Origin of the sequence: Paenibacillus sp. FSL H8-0317 (assembly GCF_045040685.1) — a bacterium.
Taxonomy (GTDB): Bacteria; Bacillota; Bacilli; order Paenibacillales; family Paenibacillaceae; genus Paenibacillus.
Window position 1 is genome coordinate 2590614 of record NZ_CP150294.1, and the last position, 26256, is coordinate 2616869.

General features: G+C 43.6%; 22 protein-coding genes and 1 pseudogene. All 23 read left to right on the forward strand.

Going from position 1 to position 26256, the window contains the following annotated elements; genetic code table 11:
* The first annotated feature begins 62 nt into the window (after positions 1–62).
* The 23 genes and pseudogenes from MHB43_RS12180 to infB all read left to right on the forward strand — a co-directional run bounded on the left by MHB43_RS12180 (position 63) and on the right by infB (position 26246).
* Positions 63–1472 carry a DUF342 domain-containing protein gene (locus MHB43_RS12180; RefSeq protein ID WP_405132037.1) on the forward strand — a complete coding sequence of 470 codons (1410 nt, stop codon included), beginning with the start codon at positions 63–65 and terminating at the stop codon, positions 1470–1472.
* 52 nt (positions 1473–1524) lie between these two features.
* On the forward strand, positions 1525–1839 hold the full coding sequence (locus MHB43_RS12185) for a hypothetical protein (RefSeq protein ID WP_076208886.1): 315 nt from the start codon (positions 1525–1527) through the stop codon (positions 1837–1839).
* 65 nt (positions 1840–1904) lie between these two features.
* Entirely contained in the window at positions 1905–2489 is a 585-nt protein-coding gene (locus MHB43_RS12190) for a hypothetical protein (RefSeq protein WP_237175952.1), read from the forward strand.
* 3 nt (positions 2490–2492) lie between these two features.
* A complete protein-coding gene (locus MHB43_RS12195) occupies positions 2493–3119 on the forward strand; it encodes a hypothetical protein (protein WP_339184081.1) in 627 nt (208 codons plus the stop codon).
* Positions 3120–3413: 294 nt separating this feature from the next.
* Positions 3414–4112 (forward strand): 30S ribosomal protein S2, encoded by a 699-nt coding sequence (gene rpsB, locus MHB43_RS12200; protein WP_017689155.1) that lies wholly within the window; start codon positions 3414–3416, stop codon positions 4110–4112.
* A gap of 115 nt (positions 4113–4227) precedes the next feature.
* Positions 4228–4878 carry a translation elongation factor Ts gene (tsf, locus tag MHB43_RS12205; RefSeq protein WP_036609326.1) on the forward strand — a complete coding sequence of 217 codons (651 nt, stop codon included), beginning with the start codon at positions 4228–4230 and terminating at the stop codon, positions 4876–4878.
* Between the two features lie 232 nt (positions 4879–5110).
* A complete protein-coding gene (gene pyrH / locus MHB43_RS12210; RefSeq protein WP_076208883.1) occupies positions 5111–5839 on the forward strand; it encodes a UMP kinase in 729 nt (242 codons plus the stop codon).
* Positions 5839–6393, forward strand: a complete 555-nt coding sequence (gene frr, locus MHB43_RS12215; protein ID WP_017689152.1) for a ribosome recycling factor — start codon at positions 5839–5841, stop codon at positions 6391–6393. The genes pyrH and frr overlap by 1 nt, the downstream gene beginning before the upstream one ends.
* Positions 6394–6482: 89 nt before the next feature.
* Complete coding sequence (locus MHB43_RS12220; protein WP_237175950.1) at positions 6483–7250, forward strand: isoprenyl transferase; 768 nt, start codon at positions 6483–6485, stop codon at positions 7248–7250.
* A 16-nt stretch (positions 7251–7266) separates the two neighbouring features.
* Positions 7267–8061, forward strand: coding sequence for a phosphatidate cytidylyltransferase (locus tag MHB43_RS12225; protein WP_100529403.1), 795 nt, complete (start codon positions 7267–7269; stop codon positions 8059–8061).
* A gap of 70 nt (positions 8062–8131) precedes the next feature.
* The gene (locus MHB43_RS12230) at positions 8132–9280 is read left to right on the forward strand and encodes a 1-deoxy-D-xylulose-5-phosphate reductoisomerase (protein ID WP_339184085.1); all 1149 of its coding nucleotides are present in this window, start codon (positions 8132–8134) and stop codon (positions 9278–9280) included.
* A 95-nt stretch (positions 9281–9375) separates the two neighbouring features.
* Complete coding sequence (locus tag MHB43_RS12235) at positions 9376–9579, forward strand: hypothetical protein (protein ID WP_339184087.1); 204 nt, start codon at positions 9376–9378, stop codon at positions 9577–9579.
* Between the two features lie 282 nt (positions 9580–9861).
* Positions 9862–10293 (forward strand): annotated as a pseudogene (locus tag MHB43_RS12240) (1-deoxy-D-xylulose-5-phosphate reductoisomerase); the annotation flags it as partial.
* 96 nt (positions 10294–10389) lie between these two features.
* Complete coding sequence (locus tag MHB43_RS12245; RefSeq protein ID WP_339184089.1) at positions 10390–10611, forward strand: hypothetical protein; 222 nt, start codon at positions 10390–10392, stop codon at positions 10609–10611.
* A 183-nt stretch (positions 10612–10794) separates the two neighbouring features.
* Positions 10795–13740 (forward strand): type 2 lanthipeptide synthetase LanM family protein, encoded by a 2946-nt coding sequence (locus MHB43_RS12250; RefSeq protein WP_339184091.1) that lies wholly within the window; start codon positions 10795–10797, stop codon positions 13738–13740.
* A 75-nt stretch (positions 13741–13815) separates the two neighbouring features.
* Positions 13816–15087: an RIP metalloprotease RseP gene (gene rseP, locus MHB43_RS12255; RefSeq protein WP_339184092.1), complete on the forward strand. Its 1272-nt coding sequence runs from the start codon at positions 13816–13818 to the stop codon at positions 15085–15087.
* Positions 15088–15149: 62 nt separating this feature from the next.
* A complete protein-coding gene (gene proS / locus MHB43_RS12260) occupies positions 15150–16604 on the forward strand; it encodes a proline--tRNA ligase (protein ID WP_339184094.1) in 1455 nt (484 codons plus the stop codon).
* Positions 16605–16756: 152 nt separating this feature from the next.
* Entirely contained in the window at positions 16757–21076 is a 4320-nt protein-coding gene (locus tag MHB43_RS12265) for a PolC-type DNA polymerase III (RefSeq protein WP_405132038.1), read from the forward strand.
* Between the two features lie 256 nt (positions 21077–21332).
* Positions 21333–21794, forward strand: coding sequence for a ribosome maturation factor RimP (gene rimP, locus MHB43_RS12270; protein WP_047842499.1), 462 nt, complete (start codon positions 21333–21335; stop codon positions 21792–21794).
* Positions 21795–21917: 123 nt separating this feature from the next.
* Positions 21918–23015 carry a transcription termination factor NusA gene (nusA, locus tag MHB43_RS12275; RefSeq protein ID WP_405132039.1) on the forward strand — a complete coding sequence of 366 codons (1098 nt, stop codon included), beginning with the start codon at positions 21918–21920 and terminating at the stop codon, positions 23013–23015.
* A gap of 25 nt (positions 23016–23040) precedes the next feature.
* Positions 23041–23346 carry an RNase P modulator RnpM gene (gene rnpM / locus MHB43_RS12280; protein ID WP_017689143.1) on the forward strand — a complete coding sequence of 102 codons (306 nt, stop codon included), beginning with the start codon at positions 23041–23043 and terminating at the stop codon, positions 23344–23346.
* Positions 23339–23668, forward strand: coding sequence for a ribosomal L7Ae/L30e/S12e/Gadd45 family protein (locus tag MHB43_RS12285; RefSeq protein ID WP_017689142.1), 330 nt, complete (start codon positions 23339–23341; stop codon positions 23666–23668). Before rnpM ends, MHB43_RS12285 begins: the two co-directional genes overlap by 8 nt.
* Positions 23661–26246: a translation initiation factor IF-2 gene (infB, locus tag MHB43_RS12290; RefSeq protein ID WP_221824155.1), complete on the forward strand. Its 2586-nt coding sequence runs from the start codon at positions 23661–23663 to the stop codon at positions 26244–26246. The genes MHB43_RS12285 and infB overlap by 8 nt, the downstream gene beginning before the upstream one ends.
* The last annotated feature ends 10 nt before the right edge of the window (positions 26247–26256 follow it).

The window sequence follows — 26256 nt, forward strand, 5'->3', positions numbered from 1 at the left end:
TAGAGAGAAGTAATATCATTGGAGTTTGGGGAGTGGAAAGTCTAAAAGGGGGAAGAATTGCAGTGACACAGCGGACTGCTTTGGAGCAATGTTTAAACATTGTTTTATCGGACGACAAATGCACAGCCTACCTTGAATTTTCCAAAGAGGAAGAAGGCTTTGCCTGCACGATCGATGAACTTGAACAATTTGTGGCGGACAAGGGCATCAAACAAGGTGTATCGCGAGAGGCATTATTACTTTTTGTGAGCAACCCTGAAACCTATTTGAAAGATAAATACAAGATTGCAGAAGGTGTCGCTCCCATTCAAGGAACAGATGGCTTCATCAAGGCCCTGGTTGGGATGGACGATACGAATGAACGACGACCATTGGAATCGGAAGATGGAACCGTCGATTACAAAGAAGTGACCCGGTTAAACAATGTCCGTAGTGGTCAGATCATTGCAGAGCGGATCGCTCCTAGCGATGGTATACCAGGCAGGGCAGTAACAGGTGAGGAAATTCCTTATCGTCCGGGAAAAGAAGCTCGGTTTAAAGTTGGGAAAAACGTTGTGATTAACCCGGATGGTTCTGCGATGTATGCTGCACTGGATGGGCTGGTTACCAAAACGGACGGTAACAAACTGAATGTGTTTCCGGTCTATGAAGTCAATGGTGACGTTGACTACAATAACGGTAATATCGACTTTGTAGGCACAGTTGTCATACGAGGCAATGTACTTACCGGATTTAAAGTAAAAGCAGCAGGTGACATTCGTGTCGTCGGAGGTGTCGAAGGAGCTGAACTGGAAGCAGGCGGCTCAATCGAAATTACCGGTGGTATTATTGGTTATAACAAAGGACTGGTACAAGCAGGCCATAATGTTAAATGTACTTTCATTCAAGAAGGTAACGTAGATGCCGGTGAAGATGTTCTGGTTTCCCAAAGTATTATGCATTCCAATATTCGTGCTGGCCATGGTGTCATCTGTGCGGGCACCAAAGGTCTTATCGTTGGTGGCTCGATCCAGGCTGGTCAGAACGTCTCAGCGCGTGTTGTGGGCAACAGCATGTCCACGGTCACTTCCATTGAAGTTGGTGTGCTACCAAAGCTGCGTAACGAACTCAATGATTTGCGCAAGGAAGTCAGAGAGCAGATGGATTCCTTGGATAAAACGAAGAAAGCTTTGACATTGCTGGATCAATTAGCTGCCGCTGGACAACTCACTCCAGATAAGATGTCGATGCGAATCAAGCTGAATGCTACGCAGAAATCTGCTCTTCGTATAAGTGAAGAAACGAAAATGCGTATCTTTGAAATTGAAAAGGCACTTGAAGATACAAGTAAGGCTCGTGTTGATATTCTGAAGATGATTTATGGAGGCTCTAAAATAGTTATCGGCAGATACACGAAATTTATTAAAGATCCAGTGAGTCGAATTTCATTTTATTATCACGATGGTGATATTACGATGGTTCCATACGTTTAAGTACAGCATTCAGGCACAGGAAGAAATCCATTCGAAACCGTGAGGTGAGCGTATGAGTTTCAAAGCAGTGGAGTTGCAGATTGCGGTACCACGAACAAGTGAAGCGGGACGTTATCAAAGTGAAGCCCAGCAGCGACCGATTACGGATCAGAATCTTTTGGCAGAGCAAACGTCGAAAGAAGCAAATGAAGCAAGGCAACGAAGTGAAGCAATGGACGAAACTTCACAGACTTCGGTGCGTGATGGTCATAACCATGATGGGGATCAGCAGAGTGGTTCCGATGGACAGGAGTCTGCTCAGGCTCAAGAAACTGTCAAACCTGCAGAGCACCCGTACAAGGGAAAACACATAGATCTGTCTTTATAATAAATGGTTGTTATGGACATGGAGTCTTGCGCACCGATGGTTGAATCAGAAGGAGAGAACCCAATTTGTCACCATGGATCATTATTGTCATATTAGGGGCCTGCGCCATCGCCTATGCTTGTATTATGCCTCGGAAAAACAAGGCGCAAGAGCCTGGGCATCAACTGGTGCAGGAGATGGAATCTACGCTTGAACACTACATGACCGAGATCGAAAATGATAATGATGCTCTTATTCAACGTGTGGCTGAAATGAAGGGAGAAGCGACAGCAGCCGATCAACGTATGCAATTGCAACTTCAGGAATTACAGCAACGGTTGGATCAGCTGGAACAGAGCAAAAAGTACGAACCTGTCGCAACACCTGTTGCACACTCCGGTAATGTATCCGTACCATCTTCCGAAGGTTTGCAAGCACAAGCGCTCGTGAAAAGTGTACAAGCAGAGGCGGCCCAGCAGGCGTTAGAAGCAGACCAACAGACCAGTGAAGCCGAATCTTTGCCTGGGCGTGAGTCGATTAAAGATCGATATGCAGAACTCTTTAATCTACATGCTGAGGGTAAGTCGATGGATGCCATATCCAAGCAGACAGGCATTCAGCGTGGTGAGGTACAGTTAATACTGCAACTGGCAGAACGGGAGGAAAGCTAAGTCATGGACAAGCGATCCTTGTGGATTGGTCTGGGGAGCGGCTTGATTATTGGTGCGGTTTTGCTACAACTGGCCACAGTTGGACAAAATGCATTATCGGATAGTAATCTGGACCCCGAGCAGACCGCCAATATGACCAAAGAACAGCTCGAAACAGCCGCAAAAAGCCTGGATATGAAGGTGGTCGGTTCTGAAGAGGAATTGTACACAGAAGCTGAGTGGGTAGAGAAGAAAAAGCAAGAAAGCAGTGAGTTGCAAGGGGAAACAGCAACACCGCCTGAGACAGTAACCTCTACGGAAACACCCGCAGAGCCTGAGAAGCCACAAGAGCCTGCTGCAAGTGAAGGTGAAGGGCAAAAAGAGATAACTGAGCCGAAGACAACAGAACCTGTAACGCCGAGCAATCCGAAAGGCGCAACAGTATCGTTCAAGGTACGTTCAGGCAATAGTCTGGCGATCGTTGCAGCAAACCTGAAAACTGCGGGAATCGTAGATGATGCTCAAGCGTTCATCAAGGCTGGCAAGGCTGAGCGAATCAATACGAAAATCCAAGTGGGTACCTATGCGCTTGAAAAAGGCGAAAGTTTCAAATCCATTATCGCAAAAATTACGAAAGAACCGTCAAACTGAGCATGCTCGGACAGGACGGTTTTTGCGTATTAAACGGTGCATTTTCAAAGCTTGGTAATAATTAGCGCCTGAGTTACATATCAAGTTTAAATGATTCGATACTAGCAAAAAACGAAAAGTAGATTTTAGCTTTAAAGATGTTGCATCGGACAGTCAGTTATGCTATATTAGATAACGGTGTTAAAACACACGCATGTGCTAATTTTGTTGAGGGTGCTTTCCTTATGGAGAGTCTTGGCGAAAAATGATGCCGGCGGAGGACACAATAAAAACCATATTAGGAGGTGTGTGAAGATGGCAGTAATCTCCATGAAGCAGCTTCTCGAAGCTGGGGTACACTTCGGTCACCAGACTCGTCGTTGGAACCCAAAAATGGATCGTTATATCTTCACTGAAAGAAACGGAATTTATATCATCGACTTGCAAAAGACGGTGAAAAAAGTCGAAGAGGCTTACAACTTCGTTAAAGGAATCGCAGGAGAGAATGGTAAAATTCTTTTCGTGGGTACTAAGAAACAAGCTCAAGATTCCGTTAAAGAAGAAGCTGAACGTGCTGGTCAATTCTACATTAACCAACGCTGGCTTGGCGGTACCCTGACTAACTTCCAAACAATTCAAAAACGTATTGATCGTTTGAAACAGTTGGAAGCTTGGGAAGAAGACGGTACATTCGCTGTATTGCCTAAAAAAGAAGTTATCTTGCTTCGCAAAGAAAAAGATCGTCTGGAGAAATTCTTGGGCGGTATTAAAAATATGAAAGGCCTGCCAAGCGCCCTGTTCATCATCGATCCACGCAAAGAGCGTATCGCTGTTGCGGAAGCTCGCAAATTGGGTATCCCAATTGTAGGTATCGTTGATACTAACTGCGATCCGGACGAGATCGATTATGTTATCCCAGGTAATGACGACGCGATCCGCGCTGTTAAATTGCTGACAGGTAAAATGGCTGACGCAGTAATCGAAGCTAACCAAGGCGAAGAAACTTCCGCTTAATAGATTCGAACATATGTTATAAACTAAATGAAAAGGGTGGTTGGCAGGTGGATAACCTCTCACTACCCTTTTTTTAGAGTGTACGTACAATACTTAATGTTGGAGGGAATTTATAATGGCAGTTAATGCGAGTGCGGTAAAAGAACTTCGCGAAAGAACGGGCGCTGGTATGCTCGATTGTAAAAAAGCACTGGAAGAAGCAAATGGTGATGTAACAAAAGCAGCTGAATTGTTGCGTGAGAAAGGTCTCTCAGCAGCAGCAAGCAAAGCAGGCCGTGCAGCCACTGAAGGCGTTGTAGAATCTTACATCCACGCTGGTGGACGTATTGGTGTCTTGGTTGAAGTTAACTGTGAAACTGACTTCGTTGGTAAAACGGATCAATTTAAGGATTTCGTTAAAGATGTAGCTATGCAAATCGCTGCAGCTAATCCTAAATTCGTTACACGCGAAGAAGTTCCTGCAGATGAGCTGGAAAAAGAAAAAGAAATCCTGAAAGCTCAAGCTCTTAACGAAGGCAAACCAGAGAAAATCATTGAAAAAATGGTTGAAGGCCGTATCGGTAAATACTACGAAGAGTACTGCCTGCTGGAACAAACTTTCGTAAAAGATCCAGACAAAACGATCTCTCAATTGCTGAACGAAAAAATCAGCCAAATTGGTGAAAACATCTCCATCCGTCGTTTCGTTCGTTATGAACTGGGTGAAGGTCTTGAGAAAAAAGTAGACAACTTCGTAGAAGAAGTAATGTCCCAAGTAAACAAATAAGACGGTTTCCATAAACCGGCGAGCAAAATTGATTTTCGAAGATATAAGAATGATGAAACTTCGAAGCGTAAACTCCCTTATATCTCAGGAAAACAGTGCCTTACCGGTTAAACGTTTTTCCTAAAAGAGCGGAACACAACTGTGTTCCTTTCTTTTTAAGCAGGAGGCCATGCGCGAGAAGTTTTGTTGGTTGAACACCAAGCGTGTTCAATTCAAAGTGGAGGGTGAATAATTGGAACAGCCAGTATTTAAACGTGTTGTCTTAAAGGTCAGCGGAGAGTCTCTTTCCGGTCAAAACGGCTACGGTATTGATGCAGATACGATCTCGTCGATTGCCCAACAGGTAAAAGAGGTTGTTGCACTTGGTGTACAGGTTGCTATTGTTTGTGGCGGCGGAAACATCTGGCGTGGAATTGCCGGTAGCGAAAAAGGCATCGATCGTGCAACTGCCGATTATATGGGTATGCTGGCGACAGTGATGAACTCGCTGGCACTGCAGGATGCTTTGGAACAGATTGAAGTGCCTACGCGTGTACAGACATCTATTGCAATGCAACAGATTGCAGAGCCTTATATTCGTCGTAGAGCTATTCGTCATCTGGAGAAAGGCCGGGTCGTTATTTTTGCAGCAGGTACAGGTAACCCGTTCTTTTCCACGGATACAACAGCAGCACTGCGCGCAGCGGAGATTGAAGCAGAAGTTATCTTGATGGCCAAAAATAAAGTTGATGGTGTATACTCAGCAGATCCGTTTAAGGACAGTACAGCTGTGAAATTTGATCAGTTGACTTACATGGATATTCTTAACAAAGACCTTGGTGTAATGGATTCAACGGCATCCTCGCTTTGTAAGGACAACAACATCCCGTTGATCGTATTTGCCATTACAGAACAAGGTAACATCAAACGTGTTGTTCTGGGCGAACGTATCGGAACAATCGTTAAAGGGAGTGTAGATTAATGCCACAAGCGGTTAAACAACATGCCGAAGAGCGTATGGAAAAAGCAATTCAAGCATTGCGTCGTGACCTGGCTACTTTGCGTGCAGGCCGTGCAACTCCAGCTCTTCTGGACCGAATCCAGGTAGAGTATTATGGAGCAATGACGCCATTGAATCAACTCGCTAATATCAGTACTCCGGATTCCCGTACACTGATGATTCAGCCTTGGGACAAATCCTCCATGGGTGACATCGAGCGTGCCATCATGAAATCGGATCTGGGTCTTACTCCAGCCAATGATGGTAGCATGATCCGTTTGTCTATTCCGGCATTGACGGAAGAACGTAGAGCGGAACTTGTTAAGCTGACGAAAAAGTTCGGTGAAGAAGGTAAAGTAGCGATTCGTAACATTCGCCGTGACGCGAATGATGACATCAAGAAAATGGAAAAGTCAGATATTTCCGAGGATGAATCCCGGAGACATCAGGACGATATCCAAAAATCGACCGACAAGTTTATTGCTGAAGTCGATAAGGTACTCGCTGCCAAAGAAAAAGAAATCATGGAAGTGTAAGACAAGCGCAGCCCCTCCAATACGGTGGGGTTTTGTCTCTTTTTCCAAGCTTCAGATAAAGAAACTTCAGGGATTTTGGAGGAACAGGAATGATCAAACGGGTTCGGTCGTGGTGGAATGGGGCTGACAAGCAGGAAACGCTGACTATATCCGAGGACAATATCCCGCAGCACGTCGCCATCATCATGGACGGCAATGGACGATGGGCCAAACGTTTGGGACTCCCGCGTATAGCCGGGCACCAAAATGGCATGAAGGCGGTCAAACGTGCGACCATCGCGGCGGATGAACTGGGCATCAAATATCTGACGATGTACGCTTTTTCGACAGAAAACTGGACGCGTCCAAAAGAAGAAGTGGATTTTCTGATGCGACTTCCGCAAGAATTTCTAGCCATAGAGCTGGATGAACTTATAGAAAAAAATGTGCGCATTCGCATGATGGGTCAAGAGGAACATTTACCTTCTCATACCATTAATGCCTTGCGGGAAGCCATTCGTCTTACGGAACATAATACAGGTCTCGTTTTGAACTTTGCAATGAACTATGGAAGTCGTCGTGAAATGACGGACTGTGTTAAACAGATCGCTCTGCAGGTGAAATCGGGGGAACTATCGGCAGAGGACATAACACCTGAACTCATTGATAGACATATGCTGACGGTTGACATGCCTGATCCGGATCTGCTGATCCGGACGAGCGGAGAGTTGAGATTAAGCAACTTTATGCTTTGGCAGCTTGCATATAGTGAATTATGGTTTACGGATATATACTGGCCCGAATTTGGCAAAAAGCATTTGCTTGAAGCAATAGCCGAATATCAGCGCAGAACAAGGCGTTACGGCGGTTTGAAATAGATGGAGGATGAAGCCGTTGAAACAGCGACTAACGACAGGAATCATAGCAGGTGTGTTGTTTTTAGGTTTTTGCATGCTGGGCGGACCCTGGTACCATGGTTTGGTATTGCTTATGGCTCTCATCGGTTATTATGAATTTGTTAAAATGACCGGGGTGATGCCTTTTTCAGGTGTGGCCCTGATTGGATATGCTGGTGTTTTTGCCATTGTGTTTCCTTGGGAAATGCTTTGGGAGGCAAGACCGCTATCCTTATTTCAGGTCATCTGGATAGTAATGCTTGTACTGATGACAGCTTCGGTTGTCACCAAAAATAAGGTTCCCGTGAATACAGTGGCCATGCTTTTCCTCGGCGTGTTGTATATAGGGATCGGTTTCTATTACATTGCAGAATCCAGACATCTGCATCATGGGTTGTTCTGGACGTTCCTGTTGCTGGGCTCCATATGGGCCAGTGATGCAGGAGCTTATTTTGTAGGGAAACTCATTGGTAAAAACAAACTGTGGCCTTCCATCAGTCCAAACAAGACTATAGAGGGTGCACTGGGTGGCATCGTAATTGCAATTGTTACTTCTGTTATTTTTGCATTAGTATCAGATGGTTTGCTTTCCTGGCAGAGAGCGATTGTGATCGGAATTGCCTGTGCAGTTGTAGGTCAGATGGGTGACTTGATCCAGTCTGCATACAAACGTGTATATAATATCAAGGATTCAGGCAGTCTTCTCCCAGGGCATGGAGGCATTCTTGATCGGTGCGACAGCTGGATTGTTGTTTTTCCATTCGTACATATACTAATGCTACTGCCCTACTAAAGAAGAACATGAGTCTGAGATAACAGCATTATTCGCCGTAGGCATTGGATAATTAAAGATGAGGTGCAGCATGAAAAAAATTGCGATTCTTGGGTCAACCGGTTCCATTGGAACCCAGACACTGGATGTAGTTGACATGCATCCAGAACTCTTTCAAGTGGAGGGACTGGCTGCCGGAGGCAATACAGACCTGCTGATCGAACAAACCAAACGTTACCGGCCGAAGAAAGTATCAGTGGGGTCCAAAGAACTGGCGGAGAAGATAGCTCCACATTTGCCAGCAGGAACGCAACTATTTTATGGCAACGAAGGACTCGTAGAAGTTGCGGCAGGAACCGATGCGCATACGGTTGTTACAGCGGTGGTGGGCAGTGTTGGATTGGAGTCAACGCTTGCTGCCATAGATGCAGGCAAACAGATCGGACTGGCCAATAAGGAGACATTGGTTACAGCGGGGCATATCGTTACGACAAGAGCAGCTGCCAAAGGAGTCTCTTTACTGCCCGTTGATAGTGAGCACTCTGCGATATTCCAATGTTTAAATGGTGAAAACAGAGAACGCCTGACAGGCATCACGCTCACCGCTTCAGGTGGATCATTCCGTGATCTTACCCGTGAACAGTTGAAGAACGTGACTATAGAGGATGCGCTTAAACATCCGAATTGGTCAATGGGCTCCAAAATCACGATAGATTCGGCAACGATGGTTAACAAGGGTCTTGAGGTCATTGAAGCACATTGGTTATTTGGTCTTCGATATGATCAGATTAATGTATTGCTTCACCCAGAGAGTGTTATTCATTCATATGTGGAATTTGATGACACAAGCATCATCGCACAACTGGGGAATCCGGATATGCGAGTTCCAATTCAATATGCACTGACTTACCCTGACCGCTTGCCATCACCGGCACAGCGTCTGTCTCTTGCTCAAGCTGGGAAATTACATTTCCGTGATATGGATATGGAACGGTTCCCGTGTTTAAGAATGGCGTATGAGTGTGGTAAAATGGGAGGAACCGCAACAACGGCGTTTAATGCAGCCAACGAGGTTGCTGTGGCAAGATTTCTAAAAGGTGATATTTCTTTTTTGCAAATTGAATATATTATAGAAAAAATTCTCGAAAAGCATATCAACGTCCTAAATCCTAGTTTAGAAGAAATAATGCAGTCAGACGAAATTTCTCGTGATTTAGCCAATTCTTTACGTTTATTTTAAATTCTTATATGGGGATACTTTCTAAAACTGGTCATTATTTTTTAGTGTGGTATAATATGTATGTATTTTATCTTTTTTTAGGAGGTTTTATAATAATGAGCGTACAAGAACAAATTATGGCTATGCGTAATCCTGATTTTAGAGCTACTCTTGTTGATTTTGAACACCCCTCTGGTTCAGTTAGTGAAGCGAATCTGGTAAATATGATGTCGGACCAAGAAAATGATCCTGAATTTATTGCTATTAGTAATTTTTGTCTGACTGTTCTTACTTGCAATTCGCTAGGATGCATGGCATAACAGATTGGGAGATTATAGCTAATGAGATATAGCAAGAAAAAGAGTCACTTTTCAAGATCGATTGTTGATCTAAAAGGTGACCTTTTTACTTTATGTCAGAGCACCCTATACCAATCGTGATTATAATGGTGATGCTTTGCTTCTTAGAAGATAAAACTAAGTTTAGGTGATACAGGAAGGTTAATGTTGAACAGTAGTCCAAACTTAGAATTTAGAAAAAAGCTTATAGAGACATACGATCCTAATGCAGAGATCGGAATGGAAGGAAGCCTTGATTGGGTGAAAACAATTATTCATTCCTATGTGGAATTTGATGACACGAGTATTATTGCGCAGCTTGGTAATCCGGACATGCGAGTTCCCTTTCAGTATGCGCTGACCTATCCAGACCGATTACCGTCACCTGCACAGCGACTTTCCTTAGTGCAAGCGGGCAAGTTGCAATTCCGTGAGATGGATATGGAACGGTTCCCATGTTTAAGAATGGCATATGAGTGTGGTAGAATGGGTGGAACAGCAACAACGGCATATAATGCAGCGAATGAGGTTGCTGTGGCAAGATTTCTAAAAGGTGATATTTCTTTTTTGCAAATTGAATATATTATAGAAAAAATTCTCGAAAAGCATATCAACGTCCTAAACCCTAGTTTAGAAGAAATAATGCAGTCAGAAGAAATTTCTCGTGATTTAGCCAATTCTTTCCGGTTATTTTAAATTCTTATATGGGGATACTTTCTAAAACTGGTCATTATTTCTTTAGTGTAGTATAATATATATGTATTATATCTTTTTTTAGGAGGTTTTATAATAATGAGCGTACAAGAACAAATTATGGCTATGCGTAATCCTGATTTTAGAGCTAGTCTTGCTGATTTTGAACACCCCTCTGGCTCAGTTAACGAAGCGAATCTGGTAAATATGATGTCGGACCAAGAAAATGATCCTGAATTTATTTCTATTACGATTTATAGATGCCCGTCTCTTTTTTGTGAGTCTGTTCTTTCTTGCAAAACGGTAGGATGCATGGCATAACAGATTGCGAGATTATAGCTAATGAGATATAGCAAGAAAAAGGGTCACTTTTCAAGATCGATTGTTGATCTAAAAGGTGACCTTTTTACTTTATGTCAGAGCACCCTATACCAATCGTGATTATAATGGTGATGCTTTGCTTCTTAGAAGATAAAAATAAGTTTAGGTGATACAGGAGGGGTAATGTTGAACAGTAGTCCAAACTTAGAATTTAGAAAAAAGCTTATAGAGACATACGATCCTAATGCAGAGGTCGGAATGGAAGGAAGCCTTGATTGGGTGAAAACAATTGGAATGATATTGAATCAATCCACAGTCCAAAAATCCTCAAATCAGGATAAAAAGCTCTTTAGTTCATTTTTTGAACCCTTTCTTATGTTTGCGCAGAAGCATTTTGATGTCCTATTGCTAAAACACGAGTCACTTCAGGGAAGTATTGAATCGCTGAGGCATAATTGGTATGAGGAACTTTATTCAAAACTGTTAAACTTGAGTATTCGAACGTTAATTCAGGAGATGCATATCGCAAGGTTATCAGGACTTTTACTGGGCGATACGTCTGAAAACCGCTATAACTATTATAATAATGTATTATTACATGATAAAGATTATATCGAATCGCTTTTTATGATGTATCCGGTGTTAGCTAAATTGATGACAGATGAAACAACAAGAGTCATTGAATATCATACAGAAATAATGACACATCTTAGCATGGATCTGGACACGTTAAAAAATGAATTTGATAAAGATTATCTTTTCCTAGAGAGAATTTCAACAGGAGCAGGTGATACTCATTCTAAGGGGCGTTCTGTAAGCGTACTTTATTTTAGTGATGGAAATAAGTTGATCTATAAGCCACGTTCGCTCAAAATTGATATTGCATTCGAAAAGTTGATGAACTGGATCAATGTATTCAATAATAAAATGGAGTACAAAACAACTAGATCTGTAGATTGTGGTTCATACGGCTGGCAGTCATACGTAGAATATACAGAGTGTACCACCAAAGACGAAATCAATAGATATTACTATCGTTATGGAGGTTATGTGGCCTTATTGTACATTCTGGGTTCAAGAGACTTTCATTTTGAAAATATTATAGCTGATGGGGAGTATCCTATTCTCATTGATCTGGAGACTTTGTTTTCCAATCGTGTTGCATCTGAAGCTAATGAAAACTGGCGAGAGTTGTTTCTTAATGAAATGGATCGTTCGGTATTTAGTAGCATGCTGATTCCTTTTAAACGAACCCCCGAAGAAGATACGGATACGAGTGGACTAGGAAATTGGGGAGATCAGAAGAATCAAGTGATTGGTGAAGTTATCGAATTTCCATTTACAGATGAAATGAAATTGATAAGTAAAAAAGTAACGAAAGAGCAAGGTTGTAACAGACCACAATTGCAAGGAGAACATATAGAGTTTGACGCATATATAACCAAAATCCAAGAAGGTTTCACAGATATGTATCATTTTATTATGGATTTTAAGGATGAGATTGTAGCTACGCATGGTCCGATGAATAATTTTAAAAATGCGTCAGTTAGAATGATATTCAGATCAACAAATGATTACGGAGAATTTCTTAAATCAAGTTTACATCCAGACTATCTTCAAAAATTATCCAAAAGAATTCAACTGTTTGAACACTTTCAAAAGAGTTCGGCCTATACGCCGTACTATAGCAAGCTTGTTCCGTATGAGATGGAGTGTTTATTGCAACAAGAGATTCCCGTATTTAATTTTTACATGGAATCGGAACATATAACGATTCAATCCAACATGGAGAAGGTGGAACTTAGTTTTCAAATGACAGGCTCCATAAGAATTCAAGAGCAATTAAATAGACTAGGTAAACATGATTTTGAGAAGCAGTTTAGATATTTAACGATGTCACTTACTTCGTCCGTAAAATCTTTAAAAGGCAACGAATCTTACTCTGTTGATCCGATTGTAAACAATGTAGATTTCTTGAAAATGGCTATAAAAATTGGTGATGAGTTAATAGATCATGCAGCCTGGGATCAGGAAAAACAAACGATTATATGGATTGATCGTAAACCCATTACTGATAAAGGGCATTACATTGGGATATTAGAGCCTACTTTATATGATGGTTCACTTGGAATTGTGCTATTTATGGCTTATCTTGGAATTGAATCGGGTGACTCAAGATACAGTGTCTTTGCTAAAGAAGCGCTGCAAACCTGTTTAGATACTATAACCGTGGCCCAAGAAAACAATCTTTCTCTATTCAGTGGTTTGTTGGGATATGCTTATACATTGTTGCATGTATCGTTTATTTGGAAAGAAAAGGAATATTACGATGTGGCCTTAACGTATATAGATAAAGTGAAGTCACTAATAAAAGATGACAAGCAGCTTGATGTGATTGGCGGAAGTGCGGGGGCAATTATATTGCTTACTCAATTGTACTCACAAACCTCAGATCCCAAATTCAAAATATTGGCGAGTGAATGTGGAGAGCATCTTATAAGTAAGCTAAAAGATCCTGTGGAAAGCGAGGAAGTCTTGCTCAATGGACTATCGCATGGGTTAAGCGGATATGCTTGGGCATTCGTTGAACTTTGGTCCATTACTGGTATACAAGAGTATAAAAGTTTTGCTAAGTTGTTAATGAATATGGAACGAGAAGATTACAGTCAATATCACAATAATTGGCGTGATAAACGATTTAAAGAGCAGAATGAATTTCAATCCGTCTATTGGTGTCATGGGGCACCCGGTATTGGTCTCTCAAGACTCCACATGTTACAAAAGATAGATGACTCTAGTCTGGCCGATGAGATTGAGGCAGCAAAAACCAAAATCATAGAAGATGGTCTACAGTTACCTCCTTTTATGTGCCACGGAAGCCTCGGGAATTTAGATATCTTACTATCTATTGAGAAAGTGATGGGTACAACAAGAAATCACAAAACCTTACAGGAAGTTGGCGTTGAAATTTGCTTGAAGTATAATAGAATCTCGGCTAAGGATTTTCAATTAGGGCTGATGACGGGAATTACAGGCTTCGGTTATGGTTTACTTCGATTGAACAATCCTGAAATTCCTTCTATTTTGTCACTGGAGATACCAGCAATTGGTGCATTTGCGGGGTCTTAAAAAACTTCTTGGTATTTAATTAAGAATAATGTTATTCTAGAGCATGCATAATAAGTTAAGGAGGTGTAGTGTTTGTTGGAGACTCTTAAAATTGCGTTCTATATATTCATGATGTTCTTTGTTATTGTAGCAATTCATGAGTGGGGCCATTATTATTTTGCTAAGCGCGCTGGCATTTTGGTTCGTGAATTTGCAATTGGATTTGGCCCTAAAATGTTCTCATATAAAAAGGGTGAAACTCAGTTCACGTTCCGTTTGTTACCTTTTGGTGGGTATGCTAGAATGGCAGGGGAAGATCCTGATATCTCAGAAATTGATGTAGGACAAACCATATGTGTTCGAATCAAGGACGATAAGGTTGAGAAAATCTTTACGAGCAATCTTGAAAAATACAAGAATGTTATAAAAGGTGAAGTTTTGCATATAGACCTTGAAACAGCCCTTAAGATTGAACTTGATGTTGACGGAGAGTCTATGATGTATTCTGTTCATCCTCAGGCTGTAATTGTGAATAAACACTCTAGCATGCAAATTGCGCCTAAAGATCGTTGGTTTAGCAGTAAGACTGTAGGGCAACGTTCCTTAGCTATTTTTGCAGGACCTATGATGAACTTTATTCTAGCATTTGTATTGTTCGCAATATTTGTTCAAGTGAGTGGCGTTCCTGTTGTGAATCCTTCCTACATAAAAATAGCAGATGTTACAGCAAACACTCCTGCGGAGAAGGCTGGATTTAAAGAGGGAGATATCATTAAGAGTATTAATGGTGCTCCGGTTGGAGTAGACCAGCAAAAGGTTATCTCTTCAATCTCTGAGTCAAAAGATAAAGCCATGAGTTGGACAGTTATTCGTGAGGGGAAAGAGCTTAATGTTTTTGTTACTCCTACAGCATTACCGGGACAAGATGGTGGGAAAGTAGGGATTTCACTCGGATTTCCTACTAGACAAGCTGGTTTTTTTGAAACCTTTACGCTTTCTGGTAAATACACGATTGAAACTTCAAAGTTGATTTTCAAAGGTCTTCAACAGCTTGTGCAGAACTTCACCCTGGATGATATAGGTGGACCTGTCAGAACCATTGAACTAACAGGAGAGATCGCTAAATCAGGGTTGGATAGATTAATATACTGGAGTGCAATGATTAGCATCAATCTTGGGATTTTCAACCTGTTGCCAATACCTGCACTTGACGGTAGCCGTCTTGTATTTTTGGGAATTGAAGCGCTGCGCGGCAGACCTGTTGATCCCAATCGCGAAGGCATGGTGCATTTTATCGGATTTGCGATGTTGTTTGTGTTGATGCTGGCAGTAACTTACAATGATATATTACGTTTAATTAACGGATAATTACGGTTGGACTACGCTCTGGAGATTCAGAGATAGTCGTTATGGGAGGACGCTGGAGTCTTATGTCAAAGGAAAATGATAAACAGTTCGTGACTGAAATCACACCACAGGGTGAGGATTTCTCACGCTGGTACATTGATGTTATCAAAAAAGCTGATCTCATGGACTATGCACCCGTACGCGGTTGTATTGTGTTCAAACCAGACGGCTTTGAAATCTGGGAACATATTAAGGATGAGTTGGATCGTCGTTTCCGGGAAACGGGCCATCGCAATGCGTACTTCCCGATGTTCATTCCTGAGAGCTTCTTTCAAAAGGAAAAAGAGCACGTGGAAGGTTTTAACCCTGAATTACCATGGGTTACTGAAGCTGGCGGAGAGAAGCTGGAAGAACGTCTGGCAATCCGTCCTACATCCGAAACGATTATCGGTCACATGTATTCCAAGTGGATTCAGTCTTATCGGGATCTTCCGGTACTGATCAACCAGTGGGCTAACGTAGTTCGTTGGGAAAAAAGAACGTTGCCGTTCCTTCGCACAAGTGAGTTCCTGTGGCAGGAAGGTCATACAGCGCATGAGACGGAAGAAGAAGCACGTGAAGAAACGATGAAAATGCTTGAGATTTATCGTGAAGTGGTTGAGGAATACTTGGCTATTCCTGTAATTGTGGGTCAGAAAACCAAATCCGAGAAGTTTGCGGGTGCGGTGGATACGTACTCAATCGAAGCCATGATGAAGGATGGACGTGCTGTACAAGCAGGTACATCTCACTATATGGGGACGAACTTTGCAAAAGCATTTGAAATCCAGTATCTTAGCCGCAATAATGTGCTGGAGCTGGCTTACACTACTTCATGGGGAGTAAGCACACGTTTGATCGGTGCATTAATTATGGTTCACGGAGATGACCGTGGTCTCGTACTTCCTCCTAAAGTGGCACCAACACAAGTGGTCATGATTCCAATTGGGCCTCCGAAAACGCGTGATGCTGTTGTTGGGCGTGCAGATGAGTTGTTCACTGAGTTGAAAAAAGCTGGAGTTCGTGTGAAAATGGATGACCGCAGCGATGTTCGCCCAGGTTGGAAGTTCAATGAATACGAGATGCGCGGTGTTCCGATTCGTCTGGAGATTGGTCCACGTGATATGGAAAATGGCGTTTGTGTACTCGTATCACGGATCACAGGTGAGAAGAAAGTGGTAGAACAAGCGAACCTGGTAGAAGAGATCCAGGCTATGCTGACACAGATTCAGGCAGATATGTTAGAGCGTGCTCGCACATTTATGTCGGATAACTTCTACTCCGTGGATACACTCGATGAGATGAAAGAACTGATGGAAAATAAACGCGGGTTTACACTGGCTGGATGGTGCGGTTCAGAAGCTTGCGAAGATAAAGTAAGAGAAGTCACAGGTGCAACAAGCCGGAACATTCCGTTCAAGCCTGCGGAAGAAAAGCATACGTGCCTGGCTTGTGGTGAACAGGCAGAACACACGGTTGTGTTTGCAAGAGCATACTAAGTCAGGATCACTTGACGAAAAGCACTTATTCACCGTTTAAGTAATGAATGGAGAGCTTCTGTCGGATAAAATGAGTCGGTGCGAGTTCGGATCGGTGACATTTTTGAATGCAGGGGCTTTTCATGCTTTAAGGGGGTACAAGGAGGAACACGATGAGCGGATTCGAGGAGAAGAGAAAACGGTTTGAGTTGTTGATGAAACAGGCAGAGCTTCCGGCTGGCCTGTTAGAGCCCTATTTTTTGGATGGATGGATTGAACAAGTAGAGACCAATCGAAGTAATCGGGAATGGAATATTCTGATTGCAAAGGATACGTTGGTACCCGCTCCAATCTATCGCACATTTTGCCTGCATATTCAAGAGAAGATGAATCATATTGCCAAAATTTCATTTGGCTTCAAATACACGGATCAAGTACAAAATGGTGATATCGTCAGTGAATATTGGAATCTGTTTCTGGAGTGGGTTACCCGTGAGATTCCATCTGTAAATGGTTGGATGAACCGGACAACCTTTGAATGTGAAGAGGATCTTCTACAACTGACAATGAGTGATGCAACGTCAATGGAGTTGGCTCGTAAGAAACAGATTGATCAGGCTATTACAAAATTCTATGATAAGTACTTTCATTTACCTCTTCGCATCAAGATGCAAGTGGGTGAAGTGGGAAGTAATAAAGAGGCCATGGAACAGTTCCAGGCCCAAAAACGTGTAGAGGAACTTGAGGTCATCGAGAAGATGATGAGTGAAGTGGACACAGAAATCCCGGTGGATGAGGAGCAGGGTGATCTGCGTTTGCAAATGGGTTACGATATTAAGGAGCCACCAGTACCCATGCAGGAAATCCAGGATGAAGAGAAAAAGGTCACGCTTCAAGGTTCTGTATTTGGTCTGGATCGCAAAGAATTGCGAAACGGAAATACGTTGTTTACCTTCTACCTGACCGACTTCACGGACTCCATGCAAATGAAGATGTTTGCCAAAACAAAAGAGGATGTTAAAATTCTCAGTTTGCTGGCTAACGGTAAATGGGTGAAAGTGCGTGGCCGTGTAGAGTATGACCGGTTTATGCAGATTCCTGAACTCGCCATGATCCCTTCAGATCTGATAGAAGTCAAAGCACCGCCGTCTCGCAAGGATAATGCACCAGAGAAACGGGTAGAGTTCCATTTGCATTCTACAATGAGCACGATGGATGCTGTAACTTCGATCGACAAATACGTGAAAATGGCAGCGGAGTGGGGACACAAGGCGATTGCTGTCAGTGATCATGGTGGGGTGCAGGTATATCCTGAGGCTTCCAAGGCTGCCAAGAAAAATGGGATTAAAATGATCTACGGCCTTGAGGCCAATGTCGTGAATGACTCTGTTGCCGTTGTAATGGCTCCTCAGCCATTGGATCTCCAAACAGCAACATACATCGTATTTGATATCGAGACCACAGGTTTGTCGGTAACACAGAACAAAATCATTGAGATTGCAGCAGTGAAGATGCAAGATGGTAAGGAAATCGATCGGTTTGCAACATTTGTGAATCCGCATGAACGCATTCCCTACAACATTCAGCAGTTGACCAATATTAATGATGACATGGTAAAAGACGCACCTGAGCTGGAGCCTGTTATCCGTGACTTTGTGCAGTTTGCTGGTGATGGTGTGCTTGTTGCGCATAATGCACGTTTTGACATGGGCTTTATCCAGGCTTCCCTGAAGCAAATTGGATTGCCAGAGCTTCCTAACCCGGTCCTTGATACATTGGAACTGGCGCGATTGTTATTTCCCAAAAATAAGAACCACCGTCTGAATACGATGGCGGATAAATATAAGGTTGGACTCGAAAGTCATCACCGTGCCATAGATGATACGGTTGCACTCGCGGGTATACTGATCGGATTATTAAATGATGCTGCTCAGATGAAAGGTTTAACAAGGCTTGATCGCTTGAATGATTATGTAGGTGTCGACTTGTCGAATACAAGACCTTTCCATTGTGGAATCTATGCATTGAATGATGTCGGCAAGAAAAATCTATATAAGCTGGTATCTCTCTCTCATACGGAACATTTCAAGCGGGTACCGTGCATTCCCAAATCGAAACTGATTAATTTGCGTGAAGGTCTTGTTATTATTTCGGGCTGTGAAAAAGGGGAATTTTTCGAAGCGGTGCTTAACAAATCGCTCGAAGAAGCAGAAGAGATCGCTGAGTTCTATGACATACTGGAGATCCAACCGCTTACCATGTATATGCATTTGGTGGATAAAGGGTTGGTGGCTACGCCCGAAGAAATCAAAACAGCGATCCGTAAAGTTATCGATATAGGTGCAAAACTGAATAAACCGGTCATAGCCACAGGTAACGTGCACTATTTGGAACCACGTGACAAGTTATATCGGGATATCACCATTCACGGAATTACAGGATTTAGTCCACTGAAAGATCAGCGTAAACCGGATGCACATTTTAGAACGACAGAGGAAATGCTGGAAGAGTTCCAGTTCCTGGGTCAAGAGAAAGCATACGAGGTCGTTGTTACAAATACGGTGGAGTTGTCTGACCGATTTGAGGAAATTAAGCTGTTCCCGGACAAACTGTTTACTCCGATTCTGGAAGGTGCGGACGAAGAAATCCGTAATACCTGTTATAATACTGCCAAGTCCATCTATGGCGAGGAATTACCAGAAGTAATCGTGGCACGACTAGAGAAAGAGCTCATTCCAATTATTAAATACGGTTTTTCTGCCAACTATCTGATCTCGGAACGCTTGGTTAAAAAATCGAATCAGGATGGTTATCTCGTAGGTTCACGGGGATCGGTAGGCTCCTCTGTTGTTGCTACATTCCTGGGTATATCCGAGGTTAATCCACTACCTGCACATTATATTTGTGTGAATTCAGAATGCAAACACAGCGAGTGGTTCCTGGACGGCAGTGTTCGAAGTGGATTTGACCTTCCAGAGAAAGAATGTCCGGATTGTGGTGGCACACTTAAAGGAGAAGGCCAAGATATTCCGTTTGAGACCTTCCTTGGATTTAAAGGAGATAAAGTTCCCGATATTGACTTGAACTTCTCTGGTGATTATCAGCCTCATGCTCATAACTATACGAAAGTACTATTTAGTGAGAAGAGTGTTTTCCGTGCGGGTACCATTGGTACCGTGGCTGAGAAAACAGCATTTGGTTTTGCCAAGAAGTATGAGGAAGAACATCACAAGAAATGGCGCGGAGCTGAATTGAATCGTTTGGCCTCTGGCTGTACTGGGGTGAAACGGAGTACTGGACAGCATCCCGGCGGTATTGTCGTGGTACCTGATTATATCGAAGTCGAAGACGTTACACCTGTTCAGTTTCCAGCTGACGACGTTAATGCGGAGTGGAAAACCACACACTTTGATTATCATGCTTTTGAAGAAAACTTGCTGAAACTTGATATTCTGGGGCACGATGATCCAACTATGATGCGGATGTTGCAGGACTTGACAGGTGTCGATCCAACGAGCATTCCGATGAATGATCCCAAAGTCATGAGCATGTTTAACTCAACCGACGCTCTGGGTGTTACACCGGAACAGATTAGGTCGCCAGTCGCGACGTTTGGTGTGCCAGAGATGGGAACGAAGTTTGTACGTCAGATGCTTGTCGAATCCCAGCCGACGTCTTTTGCCGATTTATTGCAGATTTCCGGATTGTCCCATGGTACAGGCGTATGGCTTGGAAACGCTCAGGATCTGATTAAGAACGGAACGTGTAACATTAAGACGGTGATCGGTTGTCGGGATGATATCATGTTATTCCTGATCTATAAAACGGGAATGGACGCAAGTCTGGCATTTAAGATTACCGAGAGTGTTCGTAAGGGACGGGGCCTGCCGCAGGAATGGATTGACGAGATGAAGAATTGTAAAGTGCCTCAATGGTACATTGATTCGTGTCTCAAAATCCAGTACATGTTCCCGAAGGCACACGCGGCCGCTTATGTTATTTCGGCAGTACGTACGGCGTTCTTCAAGCTGTATCATCCGATTGAATATTACGCAACCTACTTTACCGTTCGGGCAGATGAGATTGATATCGAACTGATGTGTCAGGGATATGACGCGATCTATCGCAAAATTACGGAAATTGAGCAATTAGGTTTCCAGGCACCTCCAAAAGAGAAAAACATGTTACCTGTTCTGGAAATGGGTCTGGAAATGGCAGCACGCGGATTCTCGCTGAAATCCATTGACTTATACCGTTCGGAAGCGACAAAGTTCATCGTTGACGGAAAATCACTAATCCCTCCATTTTCGGCGTTGGCAGGAATCGGGGATAATGCTGCTCGCAACATTGCTGCAGCAAGAGATCATGGTGAGTTTCTATCGGTTGAGGACTTCCAGCAGAAGTCGAAAGCAAGTAAGACCATTGTTGAACTCCTGTCCAATATGGGATGTTTCCGTGGCTTGCCAGAGAGCAATCAGCTTTCTCTTTTCTAGGATTGAATTTGGATCTAAACATAGCGATTGCTGGGGGAACGTAATTTTTCCTTCATTAGTAAGTAAACTGCCAGAACCATCGCTTACTTGTCACTATTACCAGACTATGTTATAATTTTTGAAGTGAACGAGATAGTACGAATTTCTAAAGAGTGGGGAAACCCACTCTTTAGTCTTTGGTATACAAGAATCTTGGGTATTGAATAATCTGCCAGTGCTTTTATGCTGGTGTAACCTAAGTTGGAGGTTATTGGTTTTGAGCACAACGAACATTAAATCTACCGTGGAAGAAATGATCCAACCCTACTTGAACGAACAAGGCTTCGAGCTGGTTGACATCGAATACGTCAAAGAAGGCAGCAACTGGTTTTTACGGGTGTATGTCGACAAAGAGGGTGGCATCGACATCGACGATTGCGTCTTGATCAGCGAAAAGCTGAGCGCCAAGCTGGATGAGAACGATCCGATTCCAACCATCTATTTCCTTGAAGTGTCTTCTCCCGGTGCGGAGCGTCCACTGAAAAAACCTGAGGACGTTACCAAAGCTGTAGGCAAAAATGTTTTTGTTACAACCTACGAGCCGGTGAACGGATTGAAGGAATTTGAAGGCAAGCTGCTTTCCTTTGATGACGAGGAACTCGTGATCGAAGCAGGCAAAAAACAGCATGCCATTTCTTATGATAAGGTTGCCAGTGCGCGCCTAGCTATTTTGTTTTAAGTGCCTTGTTCACTTTATTAATGAAAAAGACACATCTCACGATAACGGCAAGGTGCTCATGAGTTCAGAGCCTTTCGCCGTTTTACGTATGAGATGCCATGTTTGAAAGGGGGATCAACATTCATGAGTATGGATTTTATTGAAGCAATGAATGAATTGGAACGGGAAAAAGGGATCAGCAAGGATGTGCTGTTTGAAGCGATCGAGGCTGCACTAATTTCCAGCTACAAGCGGAATTTCAACACGGCCCAGAATGTGCGTGTTGACATGAACCGTAATACGGGAGTTATTCGAGTGTATGCCCGTAAATTGATCGTGGAAGAAGTCCTGGATTCACGTACCGAAATTTCATTGCCTGCTGCACGAGAAATCAACCCACACTTCCAGCTGGAAGATATTGCGGAGATTGAAGTTACGCCGCGTGATTTCGGACGTATCGCGGCACAAACTGCCAAACAGGTAGTGACCCAGCGGATTCGTGAAGCCGAACGCGGCCTGATCTACAACGCTTTCGTAGATAAGGAAGAAGATATCGTTACGGGAGTGGTGCAGCGTCAGGATTTGCGCAATATCTACATCGATCTGGGCAAAATCGAAGCGGCTTTACCGCTGACCGAATTGATGCCGAACGAGAAGTTTGTTCATGGTGACCGTATTAAGGCGTATATCACCAAGGTCGAGAATACGACGAAAGGGCCGCAAATCATTTTGTCCCGTACCCATCCGGGCCTCTTGAAACGTCTCTTTGAACTGGAAGTGCCTGAGATCTTTGACGGTGTAGTTGAAATTCGCTCCGTCGCTCGCGAAGCAGGGTTCCGCTCCAAGATTGCCGTACATTCCCGCAACGTGGAAGTTGATCCAGTTGGATCTTGTGTAGGTCCTAAGGGAATGCGCGTGCAGACCATTGTGGGTGAGCTGCGCGGTGAAAAAATCGACATTGTTCGTTTCTCCGATCAGGTAGACGAATATGTTGCTAATGCACTGAGTCCTTCCAAAGTATTGGAAGTTCATGTATTTGAGGAAGAAAAGATGGCTCGGGTTATCGTTCCGGACTATCAACTGTCGCTCGCAATTGGTATCAAAGGCCAAAATGCCAGATTGGCAGCCAAATTAACCGGCTGGAAAATCGACATTAAGAGCGAGAGCCAGGCGGAACAGGAATTCGGCAGAGAAAAAGATTCTTCTTCTGAAATGCATCAGGATTCCGTCTCCGTCGACTAAAGTAAAGTACGGGGGGCGCTGACGTATGAAACCAAAAAAAGTGCCGCTGCGCAAATGTGTGGCATGCCAAGAAATGATGCCCAAAAAGCAGCTGATTCGCATTGTTAAAACGCCAGAGGATGAAGTGCTGATCGATTTGACTGGCAAAAAATCCGGACGTGGTGCCTATTTATGCGGCAAAGAGTCCTGTTTTAAGCTCGCACTCAAAAACCGGGCTTTGGATCGGGCGTTGAAAGGCAAAGTCTCACCTGAAATTTACGAGCAATTAGCAGCTGACTTCATCGCGGTTGAGGATGAATTCAAAGCAGCACAGGAGCGTGAACATGACTAATATTAAAACGCTGTCTTATTTGGGACTCTCTATGCGTGCAGGTAAACTTGTAACAGGTGAAGAAATTGTACTTAAAGCGATCCGTTCTTCCGAAGCTAAAATGGTTATTGTTGCGGGTGACGCCTCAGCCAATACACAAAAGAAATTTCGCGATAAATGCGGAACTTATAAGGTTCCTCTGTTGATCGGATTTGACCGGGATAGTTTGGGTTCAAGTATCGGTAAAGACACGCGTGTTGTTCTTGCAGTAACGGATCGAGGGTTTGCAAAAATGATCTCCAAGCAAGTCGGTATAATGTCGGAGGTGGAGTATATTGAGTAAACAGGAAAACAAGGATAAATTGCGAGTTTATGAATATGCGAAGTCCCTTAATATGAGTAGTAAAGAAATTATAACCATTCTTAAAAAGCTGGAAATTCCCGTAAACAATCATATGAGTGTCATGGAGAATGGTTCAGTCGGTAAGGTGGAACAATTTTTTAAAGATATAAAATCCACTGCTGCTTCGAAACAAAGTAACGATGCAAAACCAGTTGCTACTTCGGCAGTGCGCAGTGACAAACCAGTGGACAGCAACAAGCCGGCCGGCGGAGTGAACACGCCGAAGAGCAGTAACCCATCCGGTAGTCCCGTACAAACAAAAATACAACAGGAAAAGCAGGTAGGTATGAACAATAGACCAAATTCCAACAATAACAATGGCACCCAAAGACCCAGCGGCCAAGACAGCCGCAACAGAACGAACTCTTCCCAAGGCTCAAGCCAAGGAGGACAATCAACTAACCGTCCAAGACCAGCTCAAGGTGGACAAAGCAGTACTGCATCCCGTCCGCAAGGATCGGGTCAACGTCCGAATAACAGCGGTGGCGGTCAGGTAAGAACTTCAGGACCTAACAGCGGTGGTAATACAGGTACTGCTGGCAACCGTAGCGGTGGCCAAGGTCAGAGCCAAGGACAAGGCCAACGTAGAAGCGGCCCAGGTGGCACTACTGGCAGCAACAACAATAGTGGTAACCGTTCGAACAGCGGTGGCGGTGGACGTCGTTATGATGACAACCGTGGCGGCAACTTCCGTGGTAACCGTGGTGGCAAGAACAACCGCAACAGAAATCAACAACAGTACCAACAACGTGAAAAAATTGATAACACACCTAAGAAAATCATCGTTCGTGGTGATATGACTGTTGGTGAAACAGCGAAGTTGCTCCATAAGGATGCTTCCGAAGTTATCAAAAAGCTCATCGCTATGGGCGTTATGGCAACAATCAACCAAGAGCTTGATATCGAAACGATCCTTCTGCTTTCAGGTGAATTCGGTGTTGAGGTTGAAGTGAAGATTGTGCTTGAAGATGACCGTTTCGAAACACTGGAAGAGAATGATGATGCTGCTGACTTGCAGGCTCGTCCACCAGTAGTTACGATCATGGGTCACGTTGACCATGGTAAAACTACTTTGCTGGATGCTATTCGTTCAACGAATGTATCCGATGGCGAAGCAGGCGGAATCACGCAACATATCGGTGCATATCAAGTTGAAATCAACAACAAAAAGATCACGTTCCTGGATACTCCGGGTCACGAAGCGTTTACAGCGATGCGTGCACGGGGCGCACAAGTTACGGATATGACGATTATTGTCGTAGCTGCGGATGACGGTGTTATGCCACAGACAATTGAGGCGATTAACCATGCCAAAGCTGCTGGGCTACCAATCATCGTGGCTGTCAATAAAATTGACAAGCCGGGTGCTGATCCAGACAAAGTGAAACAAGAACTAACTAGCTATGAACTCGTTCCTGAAGAGTGGGGCGGAGATACCATCTTTGTTAACGTGTCAGCGAAACAAAGAATGGGTCTGGAAGGTCTGCTTGAAATGATTCTGCTGGTTGCAGAAGTGAACGAATACAAAGCGAACCCGGACAAACGTGCCCGTGGTACAGTGATTGAAGCCGAGCTGGATAAAGGACGTGGCCCAGTTGCACGTATCCTCGTACAGCACGGTACATTGAAAGTCGGCGATGCATTCGTAGCAGGTAACTGCTTCGGTCGTGTCCGTGCGATGGTCAATGACAAAGGTCGTCGTCTGAAAGAGGCTGGACCTTCAACACCTGTTGAAATCACAGGTTTGACTGAAGTTCCAGGTGCGGGAGATCCATTCATGGTGTTTGAAGATGAGCGCAAAGCGCGTTCCATCGCTGACAAACGTGCGATTACGCAACGTGAATCCGATCTGGGTACACATACTCGCGTAACGTTGGATGATCTGTTCCAACACATCAAAGATGGCGAGATCAAAGATCTGAACGTAATCATCAAAGGTGACGTACAAGGTTCGGTTGAAGCATTGAAAGGTTCCCTTGCGAAGATCGAAGTTGAAGGTGTACGCGTGAAAATCATTCATAGCGGCGCTGGTGCAATCACGGAGTCCGACATCATTTTGGCGGCAGCATCCAATGCCATCGTGATTGGTTTCAACGTTCGTCCTGATAACCAGGCGAAAGCAACTGCAGATCAAGAGCAAGTAGACATTCGTCTGCATCGCGTAATCTACAGTGTTATCGAAGAAATTGAACAAGCGATGAAAGGTATGCTTGATCCGATCTACAAAGAAAAAGTTATCGGTCATGCTGAAGTTCGGAGCACGTTCTCCATCAGTAAAGTGGGTACCATCGCTGGTTGTATGGTTACCTCGGGTAAAATTACGCGTTCTGCGGAAGCACGCCTGATTCGTGATGGCATTGTCCTTTACGAAGGTAAGCTGGATTCCCTGAAACGTTATAAAGATGATGCCAAAGAAGTAGCCCAAGGTTACGAGTGCGGTATTACACTGGATAAATATAATGATCTCAAAGAGGGCGACGTTATCGAAGCCTTCATTATGGAGACAGTACAACGATAAGCAAGGAAGC